The organism is Micromonospora sp. WMMD1155 (assembly GCF_029581275.1).
GTDB lineage: Bacteria > Actinomycetota > Actinomycetes > Mycobacteriales > Micromonosporaceae > Micromonospora.
On the sequence record NZ_CP120742.1, the window covers coordinates 2,636,021 to 2,649,243 of the forward strand.

At 70.5% G+C, this 13,223-nt stretch carries 13 protein-coding genes; 5 read left to right on the top strand and 8 right to left on the bottom strand.

All coding sequences use genetic code 11. The annotated features are described in order from the left end of the window. Positions 1-18: 18 nt before the first annotated feature. Genes O7617_RS11900 through O7617_RS11910 form a run of 3 tightly spaced genes read right to left on the bottom strand, consistent with a single transcriptional unit; the run spans position 19 to position 2,428 of the window. Positions 19-672: a GAP family protein gene (locus O7617_RS11900; RefSeq protein WP_282263504.1), complete on the bottom strand. Its 654-nt coding sequence runs from the start codon at positions 670-672 to the stop codon at positions 19-21. A 51-nt stretch (positions 673-723) separates the two neighbouring features. Beyond that, positions 724-2,109, bottom strand: a complete 1,386-nt coding sequence (locus tag O7617_RS11905) for an MFS transporter (protein WP_282263505.1) — start codon at positions 2,107-2,109, stop codon at positions 724-726. Positions 2,110-2,167: 58 nt separating this feature from the next. Continuing rightward, complete coding sequence (locus O7617_RS11910; RefSeq protein ID WP_282263507.1) at positions 2,168-2,428, bottom strand: hypothetical protein; 261 nt, start codon at positions 2,426-2,428, stop codon at positions 2,168-2,170. A gap of 152 nt (positions 2,429-2,580) precedes the next feature. Between O7617_RS11910 and O7617_RS11915 the strand changes: the two genes are divergently transcribed. Beyond that, positions 2,581-7,005: an HAD-IC family P-type ATPase gene (locus tag O7617_RS11915; RefSeq protein WP_282263509.1), complete on the top strand. Its 4,425-nt coding sequence runs from the start codon at positions 2,581-2,583 to the stop codon at positions 7,003-7,005. A gap of 43 nt (positions 7,006-7,048) precedes the next feature. On the opposite strand, the gene O7617_RS11920 is transcribed toward O7617_RS11915, so the two are convergent. Together O7617_RS11920 and O7617_RS11925 are read right to left on the bottom strand one after the other, a co-directional pair. After that, positions 7,049-7,357, bottom strand: coding sequence for a hypothetical protein (locus O7617_RS11920; protein ID WP_282263510.1), 309 nt, complete (start codon positions 7,355-7,357; stop codon positions 7,049-7,051). A 41-nt stretch (positions 7,358-7,398) separates the two neighbouring features. After that, positions 7,399-7,725, bottom strand: a complete 327-nt coding sequence (locus tag O7617_RS11925; RefSeq protein ID WP_282263512.1) for a hypothetical protein — start codon at positions 7,723-7,725, stop codon at positions 7,399-7,401. 95 nt (positions 7,726-7,820) lie between these two features. Between O7617_RS11925 and O7617_RS11930 the strand changes: the two genes are divergently transcribed. Together O7617_RS11930 and O7617_RS11935 are read left to right on the top strand one after the other, a co-directional pair. Next, a complete protein-coding gene (locus tag O7617_RS11930; RefSeq protein WP_282263513.1) occupies positions 7,821-8,558 on the top strand; it encodes a VOC family protein in 738 nt (245 codons plus the stop codon). Between the two features lie 125 nt (positions 8,559-8,683). Next, positions 8,684-9,448 carry an alpha/beta hydrolase gene (locus O7617_RS11935; protein WP_282263514.1) on the top strand — a complete coding sequence of 255 codons (765 nt, stop codon included), beginning with the start codon at positions 8,684-8,686 and terminating at the stop codon, positions 9,446-9,448. A gap of 534 nt (positions 9,449-9,982) precedes the next feature. On the opposite strand, the gene istB is transcribed toward O7617_RS11935, so the two are convergent. After that, positions 9,983-10,771 carry an IS21-like element helper ATPase IstB gene (istB, locus tag O7617_RS11940; RefSeq protein ID WP_282263516.1) on the bottom strand — a complete coding sequence of 263 codons (789 nt, stop codon included), beginning with the start codon at positions 10,769-10,771 and terminating at the stop codon, positions 9,983-9,985. Further along, on the bottom strand, positions 10,771-12,000 hold the full coding sequence (gene istA, locus O7617_RS11945) for an IS21 family transposase (RefSeq protein WP_282258131.1): 1,230 nt from the start codon (positions 11,998-12,000) through the stop codon (positions 10,771-10,773). The genes istB and istA overlap by 1 nt, the downstream gene beginning before the upstream one ends. Before the next feature lie 90 nt (positions 12,001-12,090). Here istA and O7617_RS11950 point away from each other — a divergent pair, with 90 nt between their 5' ends. Further along, positions 12,091-12,375: a type II toxin-antitoxin system prevent-host-death family antitoxin gene (locus O7617_RS11950; RefSeq protein WP_282263517.1), complete on the top strand. Its 285-nt coding sequence runs from the start codon at positions 12,091-12,093 to the stop codon at positions 12,373-12,375. Continuing rightward, entirely contained in the window at positions 12,372-12,626 is a 255-nt protein-coding gene (locus O7617_RS11955) for a Txe/YoeB family addiction module toxin (RefSeq protein ID WP_282263518.1), read from the top strand. The genes O7617_RS11950 and O7617_RS11955 overlap by 4 nt, the downstream gene beginning before the upstream one ends. Positions 12,627-12,976: 350 nt before the next feature. On the opposite strand, the gene O7617_RS11960 is transcribed toward O7617_RS11955, so the two are convergent. Then, positions 12,977-13,168 (bottom strand): hypothetical protein, encoded by a 192-nt coding sequence (locus tag O7617_RS11960; protein WP_282263520.1) that lies wholly within the window; start codon positions 13,166-13,168, stop codon positions 12,977-12,979. Positions 13,169-13,223 lie beyond the last annotated feature (55 nt).

The following is a 13,223-nucleotide window of genomic DNA, read 5'->3' on the forward strand; positions in this document are numbered from 1 at the left end:
GACCGGGTGTGCGGCGGCTCACCCGGAGCGGACCAGGTCCAGCACGGTCAGCAGTGCGAAGAACGCGATCACGATCTCGTTGACGATCCAGGCGTGCCCCTCGGCCCATTCCCGCATCCGGGTCAGCACCCGTGCCGCCTTGTCTCCGAGCAGCAGCAACGCCAGCAGGGGCACGGCGAGCAGGAGCACGGTGACCAGCACGAACGGCACCAGGTGCCACCACGGCAGGTTGTGCCGGGCCACGCTCGCGCCGACGGCGGCCATGGTCAGGTCGTCGGTGGGTGTCACCACGAAGAGCAATGCGCCCAGCCGCATCGTTTGCCGGGGCTCGGCGCGCTCGATGCTGCCCAACCATCTCGGTGGACCGGACCGGTCACGGCGTACCCACACCACCGCGGCCAGGCAGACCAACAGCACGAGGACCACGAGGTCGATGGCGGGACCGCGGTCGATCTTGCCGGCGACGGCGCTGGCGTCGGCGGCCAGGCCGCCCACCCAACGGGTCAACAGCCAGCTCACCGTAACCCCGGCCGTGACGACCAGCCCGGCGCCGCCGAGGAAGGCCAGCGACGCCGCCCGGGGCCGGTTCGACGAGGCGAGGAAGACCGCCACGACCAGTTGGGACCCGGCGACCATCACCACGGCGAGCGGCAGGATGGTCAGGAGGTTCATCGCCCGTCATCCTTCCGGCCCGACCGGCTCGGATGCGGCCGTTTCCCCGGATCACCCGATCGGTCGGGTGCTCCCGCCCACCACGACGCGGCCGGCCAGCAGCGCCCCGAGCAGGGCGAGGCCCGCCGCCACCACCAGGGTCGCCGTGTAACTGGCCGGGCCGGGGGCGCTACCCGCCGCCAGCACGGCCCCGGTCAGCGCCAGCACGGTGGCCGCGAAGAGAGAGTCGCCCAGTTGCAGCGACGAGCTGTTGCGGCCTTGCTCACCCGGGGCGGACAACTCCAGGGTGAGCACCGACAGCGACGGGTAGAGCAAGCCCATGCCGAGACCGGCGACCGCCCAGCCGATCACCGCGACGGTCACCGGCAGCTCCGGCCGGACGGCCAACGCCACCGTTGCGGTGCCGACGGTGATGCAGGTCAACCCGGCGCGCGGCAGGCTGGCCCGGGAGGCCGGCACCGGAATCCGGCCCTGCAACCAGGAGCCCACCGACCAGGCCAACGCCCCGACCGTGAGGACCAGCCCGGCCGCGGTCGGCGAGAGGCCCCGCTCCCGGGAGAGCATCAACGGGATGACGACCTCGGCGCCCACGAACGCCGCCGACGCCAGACCACGCAATCCGACGACGGTAGGCAGCCCGCGAGCGGCTCGGAGGAACCCGGCCGGCAGCAGACGCGGGGAGCAGACCACCAGACCCACCACGGCGACCACGATCAGCACCAGGGCGGAGACGTCGCGCTGCTGACCCCCGATGTGCAGCAGTGCGGCGCTCACCGCGGCACCGAACGCCCAGACGATCCGCGCCGCCGCGCCGGCCGGCGGACCGGTCGTCACGCTCCGGCCCAGCGACCGAAGGCCCGGATGGATCAGCAGGACCGCCGGCACGGCCACCGCCGGGACCGCCAGGAACACCCACCGCCAGCCCAGGTACTGCACGATCAGGCCCGCGACCGCGGGTCCCACCAGCGACGGTACGACCCACGCCGCAGCGAACGCCGCGAAGATCTTCCGATGCAGGTCCTGCGGGTACGCCTGCCCCACGATCACGTAGAGCGCCACCGAGAGCAGCCCGGAGCCGAAACCCTGCACCGCCCGCCCGACGACCAGCGCGCTCATCACGGGGGCGGTCCCGGCGATCAGCAGACCGACCACGAACCAGGCGACGCCGTGCCACATCGGCCCCCGAGGGCCCCGTGCGTCGCACCAGATACCGGACACCACCATGGCCAGCACACCCGTGGCGAACGATCCTCCGAACGCGATCCCGTACAGCGCCAGCCCGTCCAGGCTGCGGGCGACGGTGGGCATCGCCGTACCGACGGCCAACGCCTCGAACGCGAGCAACGAGATCAACGCGACGCTGCCCACGGTCATCGCCCGCAGTCGGGGCGCGAACAGCCCCGGTGCTGCGGGTGCGGCTGTTGGTGTGGTCGACATCCAGCGAGGATGCGACCTCAACCCTGATTCATGTCAAACCCTGGTGATCCGGCTCTCGTCAGGCGTCCTGCAACGCCTCCCCAACCCCGCGCACGAGGCCGGAAAAATGTTGGTCGGCCAGGAGGTGACCGGCGGTGATCACCAGGGCGATCGGCCACTCGATGACCTGGAGCGCGGCCAGCGCCCCGAGCCCCGCGTAGTAGACGATCTTGTCCGGTGGTGGTACCGCCACCTCGCCCAGCATCGGCAGGTCGACCCGTCGCTGATACATCTGGACGTTCTCGCGCGAGCCGTTGAGGTGTCGCGTCAGCGTGCTCATTCCGGCCTCCCCGTGTCCGGTGATTGTCGTCGGATTCCACACCCCACCCCGTCCATGCCCCGGCCTCGGCGGAAAGTTGCGCCACTGGCGGGGCATAACGGACGGCAGGTCGGGAAGCCAGGCCGCCGGACGCGAGGCGGTGGGAGGACTAGATGGCCGGCGTGCCGCACCTGTTCGGCGAGGCGGCGCGGACCGTCAACTCGGCCGCGACCAGGCTGGCCCGGACCGTCGGGCTGAGCCGTCGTCGGGTCTGGTCGCGGCCGGGCCGGCACCACATCGAGGTCCACGGCGTGTGCCAGGACGGCGGCAACCGGCTGGCGCGCCAGGTGGAGGACGCGCTGGAGCGGATGCCGGGAGTGGCCTGGGCCCGGGTCAACGCCCCGTCCGGCCGGGTGGTGGTCGCCGTCCAGAACCCCGAACCGGCGATGCGTGACCTGATCGCCACGATCAGCCGGGTCGAGCAGACCTGCGACCACGAACCCGACCCGGAGATCCCTCCGCCGCACCCACCGGAGGAGGGGCCCCGAACTCCGCGCACCCTCGGCGGCCTCGCCTCGGACGCGCTGGGCCTCACCATCTCGGCGGCCACCCGGATCCTGCCGTTCGCGCCGCTGCCCGGTGAGGTTTCCGGCCTGCTGGCCGCTGTGGATCTACAGCCGAAGCTGCACGAGTTCGTCGGCAAACGGCTGCGCTCCGACCCCCGCGCCGACATCCTCTTCCCCCTGGCCGAGGCGGTGGTGCAGGGTTTGACCGGTCGCTGGACCGGGATCGTCCTGGACGGCGCCCAGCGGGTGGTGCAGTGGGGCGAGGCGCGGGCTCAACTCTCCGCCTGGGAGCGCGCCGAACCACGGCTCACCGGCCACCCGGACCGCGCGACGGCCCGCTGGCCGGTGATCGACCGCCCTCGTCCGAAGCCGGACGGCCCCGTCGAGCGGTACATCAACAAGATGCTGGCCGCGGGCGCGGCCGCCGGGGCGGCGGCGATGCCGTTCGCCGGGCCCAAGCGGGCCACCGCGCTGGGCCTGGCCGCCCTTCCCAAGGCACCCGGTAGCGGGCGCGAGGGGTACGCCGCCCAACTCGGTTGGATGCTGGCCCGGCGTGGCGTGATCGCCATGGACCGCAGCGTGCTGCGGGAACTGGACCGGATCGACACGCTCGTGCTGGACGCGGCAGTGCTCGGCTCGGACCGGGGCGTACTGGCCGATCTGGCCCCGGCGACCGGAGCGGACGTCGACCAGGTGGCGGAGCGGGCCTTCGCGCTGTTCGACCCGGACCACCCGGCCGCGTCCCGCACCGCCGACGACTGGCGGCTCGGACCGCTGGACCAGATGCCCGCGAACGACGGTGCTGACATCCCGGACGGCGACCGGCTGCGGGCCGCCGGGGGTCAGCTCCTCGGTCTGCGACACGGGGACCGGCTGGCCGCGCTGTTGCGGGTCGAGCCGGAACCCGCGCCCGGTGTCGACGGCCTCCCGGCCGCCGCCCGCAGGGCCGGCCTGCGGCTGGTCGTCGCCGGTGGGGACGAGCAACGGTACGCCTTCGCCGACGCGCTGCTGCCCGGCGGCGACCGGTTGACCGAGTCGGTACGCGCGTTGCAGCGCGACGGCGCGGTGGTGATGGTGGTCTCCGCGGACCGCAAGGCGCTCGGCGCGTCCGACTGCGGTCTCGGGTTCACCACCGCCCCGGACGAGTTGCCGCCGTGGGGGGCGCACCTGCTGGTCGGCGGCGACCTGCGGGTGGTGGCCCTGGTGATCGAGGCGACCGGGGTGGCCCGGCGGTTGGCGAAGCAGAACATCCGGCTGTCCATGGCCGGCAGCGGTCTCGGTGCGCTCGGCGCGTTCACCGCCCCACCGACGCAGTTGCCGCACAAGGCGCTCGTCGCCGTCAACGGTGCGGCCGGGTTGGCCTTCGCGAACGGGGTCTGGCGAGCCCGTCGGCTGCACGACCGTTCGGACACCCCGGCACCCGTCGCGACCGCCTGGCACCTGATGCCCGTCGGCACCGTCCTCGACCAGCTGCGCAGCACGGCGGACGGGTTGACCGGCGCGGAGGCGCAGCGCCGGCACCACGCAGCGGCGGGGGACGGCGACTCCGGGCCCGGTACCGGTGGTTTGATGCGCGCCTTCGTGGAGGAGTTGTCCAACCCGTTGACCCCGGTGCTGGCCGCCGGTGCGGTGCTCTCCGCGTCGTTCGGATCGCTTGTCGACGCCGCGCTGGTGGGCAGCGTCGTCGGTGGCTCCGCCCTGATCGGCGCGGTCCACGAGCGGAACACGGAACGGTCGCTGGCGGAGTTGCTGTCCCGGTCGGCGGTGACGGCACGGGTCCGTCGGGACGGCGCCGAGCAGGTCGTCGCCGCCGGGGACCTGGTCCTGGGTGACGTCATCGCCCTCGAACCGGGCGACTCGGTGCCCGCCGACTGCCGGGTGCTCGAATCGGTGGGCCTGGAGGCGGACGAGTCCTCGCTGACCGGGGAGTCGTTGCCGGTCGCGAAGTCCAACCGGCCGGTGGTGGCCGCCGCGATCGCCGACCGCCACTCGATGCTGTACGAGGGAACGACGGTCGCCGCCGGACACGGAACCGCCGTGGTGGTGGCGACCGGATCGGACACCGAATCCGGCCGCAGCCTCGCTCTGGTCCGGCAGGCTCCGCCGACGAGCGGGGTGGAAGCCCGGCTCGGCTCGTTGACCAGCACCGCCATCCCGTTGGCCGCCGGCTCGGCGGTGGCGGTGGCGGGTGCGGGGCTGCTTCGGGGCGTACCCCTGGCCGAAACGGCGGCGACCGCCGCGAACCTGGCCGTGGCGTCGGTGCCGGAGGGGCTGCCGTTCCTGGTGAGCGCGGCGCAGCTGGCCGCCGCCCGGCGCCTCGCCGAGCACGGCGCGTTGGTCCGGAACCCGCGCACCATCGAGGCGCTGGGCCGGGTGGACGTGCTCTGCTTCGACAAGACCGGCACTCTGACCGAGGGGCAGTTGCTGCTGGCCGGGGTCGGCGACAGTGCCGGCGACCGGTACGCCCCGGTGGACCGGCTGGACGACCGACTCCAGTTGACGCTGGCCGCGGCGTTGCGGGCTACTCCGGCGGCGGCGAACCCGGAGGAGTTGGCGTTGCAGACCGACCGGGCGGTCCGGCGGGGTGCCGGGGATGCCGGAGTGGTGGAGCAGACCGGCGCTCCCGGTTGGCGGGCGACCGGAGGGCTGCCGTTCGAGCCGTCCCGTGGCTATCACGCGAGTATCGGCGAGACCGACGGCCACCTGCTGCTGAGCGTCAAGGGTGCTCCGGAGACGGTCCTGCCGCGTTGTTCGGCGCGGCGCATGGACGGCACCCAGCAGCCGTTGGACGACGCCGGCCGCGCCGAGCTGGAGCGGATGCTCGCCGACCGGGCCGGGGCGGGAAACCGGATCCTCGCCGTCGCGGAGTGCCCGGTGACCGACCCGGAGGTGACCGACTCCGACGTGCGAGGGCTGACCTTCGTGGGTTTCCTGGCCCTGGCGGACGGGGTTCGGGAGAGCGCCGCCCCGGCGGTACGCCGGATCCGGCAGGCCGGTGTGCACACCATCATGATCACCGGTGATCATCCGGCCACCGCCGAGGCGATCGCCGCCACCATCAGCGAACACGACGAGCAGCGGGTCGTCACCGCCGGTGAACTCGACCGACTGGACGACGACGCGCTCGCGGACCGGCTGGCGAACACCGACGTGGTGGCCCGCTGCACCCCCGCCCACAAGGTGCGGATCATCCAGGCGTTGCAGAAGTGTGGGCGGACCGTCGCGATGACCGGCGACGGCGCCAACGACGCTCCGGCGATCCGGCTGGCCGACGTCGGCATCGCTCTCGGTCAACGGGGCACCCCGGCGGCGCGTGCCGCCGCCGACCTGGTGGTCACCGACGACCGGTTGGAGACCATCATCGCCACCCTCGTCGAGGGGCGGGCCATGTGGTCGTCGGTGCGCCACGCACTCAGCATCCTGGTCGGCGGCAACCTCGGCGAGATCGCGTTCAGCGTGCTCACCGCCGCGGCAACGGGTCGTTCCGCGCTCACCGGGCGACAACTGCTGCTGGTCAACCTGCTGACCGACCTGGCACCGGCGCTGGCCATCGCGGTCCGGCCACCCGCGTCGGACCGCACCGACAGGTTGCTCCGGGAGGGTCCCGACCTGGCGCTCGGGGAGAGCCTCACCAGGGAGATCGGGCTGCGGGCGGCAGCCACCACGCTGGGCGCGACGGCGGGCTGGACGTTGGCCCGGTACACCGGCCGCCGTCAGCGGGCCGGAACGGTCGCCCTGGTGTCCCTGGTCGGCACCCAGCTCGGTCAGACCGTCCTGGCCGGGGGCACCAGCCCGACCGTACTGGCGTCCACTGCGGCGTCGCTGGGGGTGTTGGCCGTGGTGGTGCAGACACCCGGGGTGAGCCAGTTCTTCGGTTGCACTCCGCTCGGGCCGGTCGGCTGGACCATCGGGGCCGGGTCGGCGCTCGGCGCCACCTTCGCCAACGGCGTGCTCACCAAGCTGGTGGAACATCTGCCGGAGGCACGGCCCGACACCGCCGCGCCCTCGCTTGAGGCCGAGCACGCGGATTGACCACCGCTGGTGGCGCTCGCGCCCCTGACCGCAAGTCGTATCGTCACCGCCCACCGACCCGGAACGGGTTCCGGGCGGGCCCCTGCTCGGCCCAGCACAGACCGCCCCGGAACTCCACCCCTGGAATGCCCTCGCCGAGCCGGCTGATGTCCACCACACCCGCCAACGAGGTCACGAGGTCCGACCGAAGTTCCTCGACGGCCGCTTCCCGACCGTCCTCCTCCGCGGACCAGTCGATGTCGGCCGCCCGCAGGTCGGCGATCGCGTGACCGGTGACCGCCGCCGGATCGGTGACGAGCACCTCGACCCGACAGTAGATGTGCACGGTGACGGGGGCTGGCTGCTCATCCATCGGTGGAGCATGACAAGTGGCACGCACGACGCGACAGGTCATTATCGAAGCGGATCGGGGAGCGGCACTTCACCCCTGATCGCCTTCTCAGCCAGGTCGATCCGCTCACGGTGAAGTCTGCTGTCGTCCAGCGGATGACCAGGAACGTTGATGCAGCGTTGACCCGACAGGGCACTGCACACTGGACACAGCAGAAAGAACCCGCTCGACGGCACCAGTTCGACACCCTGCGCCAGGGCGGACCTACCGATCTTGACGATCGCCTCGTACAGGTCGTCGTCCTGGTGCCGGGTGGCGGCAGCCGCCGCCTCCCGCATCCCATCCCAGAATTGTTCGACCGAATCCGGTTCGTCCACGTCAATACGCACGGCCGCGGATCCCCGCCCCCGGTCCAGGTAAACGTAGAACCCCACTCGGTCGATAGTCGGTGCCGTCGATGCGGAACGGGCCCTAGCATGTCGGCATGGCGACCCGGCTCGTGCAGATCAACATGAAGGCTCAGGACGACTCCGCGCTCGGCGAGTTCTGGGCGAAGGCGCTGAGCTGGGGAGTTTCCAGCGAGGCACCCGGCGTGACCAACCTCGAACCCGAGGGCTTCGTCTATCCCGACCCCGTCGCCGTCTGCATCGACCTCGTCGTCTCCCCGGAACCCAAGACGGTGAAGAACCGGGTGCACGTCGACCTCGCCACGACCTCGGCCGACCATCGGCAGCAGGTGGTCGCCCGGCTGATCGACCTCGGCGCGACACCTGCCGACGTCGGCCAGGGCGACGTTCCTTGGACGGTCCTGGCCGACCCGGAGGGAAACGAGTTCTGCGTGTTGGAACCCCGACCGGTCTACCGGGACACCGGGCCGATCGCCGCGATCGTCGTCGACTGCGCCGATCCGCGTGCCATGGCCCGATTCTGGGGGCAGGCCACGGACTGGACCGTGCACGAGGTCACCGACCGCCAGGCGGTGCTGCGCTCCGCCAAGGGCGTCGGACCATACCTGGAGTTCATCCGGACACCCGACGTGAAGACCGTGTGGAACCGCGTCCACCTCGACGTCCGCCCGTACCCCGGAGACGACCTGGAAGCCGAGGCGACCAGACTGAGTGCCCTCGGCGCCACCGTGGTCGACCTGGGCGAGGACGACATCCCGTGGAGGGTCCTCGCCGACCCCGAAGGCAACGAGTTCTGCCTGCTCACCCCCGCCTGACCGACCCCTCGTTCGTACCCCGGCTCGATCTGCCGTCAACCGCCATCGCCCCTAGCATCGGGCACGGCGACCGACCGCTCGGCGCTGCCGTACCGCCGACGACGACGGGTCTAGCATCCCAGGTCATGCGTGGGTTCTTCGCGGTTGAGGGTCGAAAGCTGTCCTATCTGGACTTCGGTGGATCGGGCGCCCCGCTCCTGGCTCTGCACGGGCACTACAACGAGGCGTCGGCGTTCGCACCGCTGGCCGAGGCGTTGGCACCCCGCTGGCGGGTGATCGCGCTCGACCAGCGCGGGCACGGAGCGTCGGACCGTGCCGAGAGCTATGAGCGTGACGACTACGTATCCGATGTCGCCGCGTTCCACCAGCATGTGGATGTCGGTCCTGCGGCGGTACTGGGCCACTCGCTCGGCGGAGTGAACGCCTACCAGTACGCCGGGCGGTACCCCGACCAGGTCACCGCGCTCATCGTCGAGGATGCCGGCGCGGTCCTAGACGTTGATTGGTCGTTCACGACCAGCCTCCCCCGTCACGCGCCATCCCGCGACGCGCTGACCGCGGCCCTCGGCGCGGCGGCACCCTACCTGGCATGTTCCTTCCGTCAGCGCAACGACGGCTGGGGCTTCTCATTCGACATCGATGACACGGTGGCGTCCCAGAAGGCACTCAACGGTGACCACTGGCAGGATTGGGTTTCGGTGACCTGCCCGACTCTCCTGATTCGTGGAACGCGTAGCGATGAACTGGCGGCCGACCACGCTCGCGAAATGGTCGCCCGTCGCGCCGGCCACGCTCGCCTTGCCGAGCTGCCCGCCGGTCACGTGGTGCATCACGACGCTCAAACACGGCTCGCCGACACTGTTCGCGCCTTCTTGTCCGGATCCGGCTGAGCCAGGGGAGTTCGGTACGGCTTGATCACTGATCCGTGCGGCAGACCCTCCGGGCGCACGGAACAGGGGTTGGCGTTCGTGCCGCCGAAGACGCACTGGTCGAGCCTCCACTGCCGCATGGCCGGGCTGGATTGGCTGCACCTACCCGACCTGCGGTACGCCTCGGCCACGTTCTGCCGGCGCGGGCTCGCCAGGCTGCCTCGGCCATTGACCGAATTCTCGGCCAGGAGGGGACGGCATGACCGACTTGGCTGTACAAATGGCTGTACTCAGATCGAGATCAACCGGGGAAAGTGCTGGTGGGCCGGAGGTATCACCATGCGAACCACGTCGCCACGATCACCGGTGATCCGCTCCCGCTACGCCGCACCGCTCCTGAGCCTGATCGACAGTTCAAGGCCAGACGTCGGACCATCTGACGAGCAGCTCCCCGGCGAGCTTGTACAATTTATTGTACGTAACGCTGTCAACGCCGGCTGAACTTTGACCCCTCTGTTCCGGCCGAATTTTGACCCCCTCGCTGGTTGTTGATGTTCAGTCGTTGGTCTTGGTGGCTGCGGGAACGCGGCCGAGGTCGCGGTCTTTAAGCCGGTAGCTGTCGCCCTTCATCGAGATGACCTCGGCGTGGTGGACGAGGCGGTCGATCATGGCTGCGGCGACGACGTCGTCGCCGAACACTTCGCCCCAGCGGCCGAAGGGCTTGTTGCTGGTGACGATCAGCGAGGCTCGTTCGTAGCGGTTGGAGACGAGCTGGAAGAACAGGTTCGCCGCTTCGGCTTCGAAGGGGATGTAGCCGACCTCGTCGACGATCAGCAGCGGGATCCGGCCGAGCTTCACGAGCTCGTCTTGCAGTCGGCCGGCGTGGTGGGCGTCGGCGAGGCGGGACACCCATTGGGCGGCGGTGGCGAACGCGACCCGGTGTCCGGCCTGGCAGGCCCGGATCCCCAGGCCGATGGACAGGTGGGTCTTGCCGGTGCCGGGCGGGCCCAGGAAGACGACGTTCTCCTTCGACGCCACGAAGTCGAGGGTGCCCAGGTGGGCGATCGTCTCCCGCTTCAGAGAGCGTTGGTGCTCGAAGTCGAACTCCTCCAGGCTCTTGCGGGCGGGGAACCTGGCTGCCCGGATACGTCCCTCGCCGCCGTGGGCTTCGCGGGCGGCGACTTCGCGTTGCAGGCAGGCGGCGAGGAACTCCTCGTGCGTCCATGACTCGGCCCGGGCCCGCTCCGCCAGGCGTTCGACGGAGGCAGCGAGGGACGGCGCCTTGAGGGCGCGGGTGAGGAACGCGATCTCCGAGGCGACGTTGCGGCTGGTCTTGGCGACCATCACGCAGCCACCTCGACGTCCAGGCCGAACATGCGGTCGTAGTCGCTCAACGGCCGGCGTTCGACCTGGGCGTCGACCGCGGTCGTCGGCTTGTGTTGGGCAGCGACGCGCAGGTCGGCGGCGGCTTGCCGGTGGGCAGGGTCGGTGATGCTCTGATGGCTTGCCCAGCAGCGGTCATGTCGGGCCACGGGCCGGCCGTCGGAGACCACCGTCACGTGGTCGCAGTCGGCGGTGACCTCAACCCGCCTGCCGACCACGGATGGGTGCACCGAGTAGTCGTTGCCGTCCAAGCGGACGTAGTGATCGCGGGGCAGCCGGGTGGCCTGGCGCCAGCCGACCACCGGCGCGACCGGTGGCAGTGACAGCATCGCGGCCCGGTCGGCGTCCCACCGGTCCAGCGGGCGGCAGCCCAGCATCCGGTGTTGGCGGTTGTTCGCCCCCACCAGCCAGTCGGTGAGCTGGGTGTTGAAGTCGCCGGGCGAGGCGAAACGGCGTCCGGGCAGGAACGAGGTTTCCAGATAGCCATTGGCCCGCTCGACCAGGCCCTTGGCCTCCGGGTCCGCCGGTCGGCACTGAATCACCTTGATGCCGAGGGTGCCGCGGAAGGCGTTCATCGCCTCGGTCAGCTGCGGCCTGCCAGCCCGCCACTGCCCGACGGCGGACTCGTTGTCCCACACCAACGCCTTGGGCACCCGTCCCCAGCCGGAGATCAGCGTCCAGTGCCCGACCAGCAAGTCCGGTGACTGCCGGGTCGGGATCATCACCGCTGACAGCCACCGCGAATACCCGGACACCATCACCAGCACCGGCGGCCGGCCGACCTGCCCGAAGCCCAACGGCACGTCCGCCGGCGGGAACCACAGATCACACTGCGCCAACTCGCCCGGCAGATACTCCGTCCGCTGGGCCGGGTCCGGGCGGCGGAACAACGGCCGCAACTGCTGCACCCGATCGGCGAACACCGTCTTGCCGCGGGCCCACCCAACCCGCTCCATGATCACCGTCGTCGGCATGTCCGGGAACTCCGCCAACAACGCCCGGATCTGCGGCTCGACCGCGTCCACGATCGAGCCCTTCGCCGCCCGCTGATAGCGAGGCGGCTCATGACTGGCCAAGGCCTTACGCACCGTGTTCCGCGAGACCCCCAACCGGCGACAGATGGCCTTGATCGCCATCCGCTCCGCCCGGTGCAACCGACGGATCTCCGCCCAGTCCTCCACGCTCAGCACCTCCCGATGCTTCCGGAAGGGGTCAAAATTCAGCCGGAACCACGGGGTCAGTTTTCAGGCGGAGCCGACAAACGCTTGGAAGGCAGCAGCATGCGCACCGTTCCCTACTCAGAAGTCCGGCAGAACCTGGCCAAGATGCTCGACCATGTCGTGGACGACGCCGAGGAAGTGGTGGTCACCCGTTCCGGCCGGGAGGCCGCGGTCATCATCTCGCTGCGCGAGTACGAGTCGTTGAAGGAGACGGCCTACCTGATGGCCAGCCCCGCCAACGCGCGCCGTCTGAATGAAGCCGTCGAAGAGCTGCGCAACGGGGGTGGGGAGATGCACGACCTGATCGACCCCGACGCCGGTTCAGGCGAGGCGTCGGCAGCGTGAAGGTCCAGTTCGCCAGCCGAGGCTGGGAAGACTATCTGACCTGGCAACGAGATCGTCAGATGCTCAAACGAGTGAACACCTTGATCGAGGACATCCGACGCAACGGCCACCAAGGCATCGGCAAACCGGAGCAGCTCCGCGGAAACTGGGCAGGATTCTGGTCGAGACGCATCGACCAGGAACACCGCCTTGCATACCGGATCATGGACGACACAGTGCAGATCGCGCAGTGCCGCTACCACTACGAATGAGGTAGAGGACCACGCCCTCAGCGGAGGGACACCGCCCTGCGGCGGCTGCGTACCGTCGTCATGCGACTCGCCGTACGACAGGTGGAAGTGCCCAGAGCGCTGCGCCGATCAGATCCGCAAGCGTTGATCGGAGTGCGGCTGCCGTCGGACGGCTGTTACGAGCCGCCGATCAGTCGGGCTGGCGCGACCAGGACAGGGGCCATGCCTCCAGGCGAAGGACGATCTGCTGGAGGCTTGCCTCAAAAGCCTCGTCGCCAAGACCGCGCTTTCGGCGACGGGACCACAGCTCGCTCAGGTCGTCCTCGATCTCCCCTAGCTCCATGAGTCGATCGGCGGATGCAAGAGCGTTCTCAATCAGCTCGTCCCGACTGCCGGACCTGATGGTCAGCTTGTCGGCAAATACGGCGAGCGTGCAGCAGCGCCCCGGCAGCGATGCCGCGCCCGGCCGCCTCAACGGCGCGCAGGGTTGCCTCCGGGCCTTGGACGATTTCGGTGAACAAGCCAAGTAGCCGTGAGTTGCGCACGAGCGACTCGTCAGCCATCGTCCGCACCTTCGCTGTGTCGCTCACGCCGCTGCGACCCTGGCCGGTCTACCGC

What these genes read in the sequence shown, in the direction of transcription:
- O7617_RS11930 (WP_282263513.1), top strand. Translation starts at nt 7,821, where the DNA reads ATGGCGACCCGGCTCGTGCAGATCAACATGAAGGCTCAGGACGACTCC.
- O7617_RS11950 (WP_282263517.1), top strand. Translation starts at nt 12,091, where the DNA reads ATGCGCACCGTTCCCTACTCAGAAGTCCGGCAGAACCTGGCCAAGATG.
- O7617_RS11900 (WP_282263504.1), bottom strand. Translation starts at nt 672, where the DNA reads ATGAACCTCCTGACCATCCTGCCGCTCGCCGTGGTGATGGTCGCCGGG.
- istB (WP_282263516.1), bottom strand. Translation starts at nt 10,771, where the DNA reads ATGGTCGCCAAGACCAGCCGCAACGTCGCCTCGGAGATCGCGTTCCTC.
- O7617_RS11960 (WP_282263520.1), bottom strand. Translation starts at nt 13,168, where the DNA reads ATGGCTGACGAGTCGCTCGTGCGCAACTCACGGCTACTTGGCTTGTTC.
- O7617_RS11905 (WP_282263505.1), bottom strand. Translation starts at nt 2,109, where the DNA reads ATGTCGACCACACCAACAGCCGCACCCGCAGCACCGGGGCTGTTCGCG.
- O7617_RS11920 (WP_282263510.1), bottom strand. Translation starts at nt 7,357, where the DNA reads ATGGATGAGCAGCCAGCCCCCGTCACCGTGCACATCTACTGTCGGGTC.
- O7617_RS11910 (WP_282263507.1), bottom strand. Translation starts at nt 2,428, where the DNA reads ATGAGCACGCTGACGCGACACCTCAACGGCTCGCGCGAGAACGTCCAG.
- O7617_RS11935 (WP_282263514.1), top strand. Translation starts at nt 8,684, where the DNA reads ATGCGTGGGTTCTTCGCGGTTGAGGGTCGAAAGCTGTCCTATCTGGAC.
- O7617_RS11915 (WP_282263509.1), top strand. Translation starts at nt 2,581, where the DNA reads ATGGCCGGCGTGCCGCACCTGTTCGGCGAGGCGGCGCGGACCGTCAAC.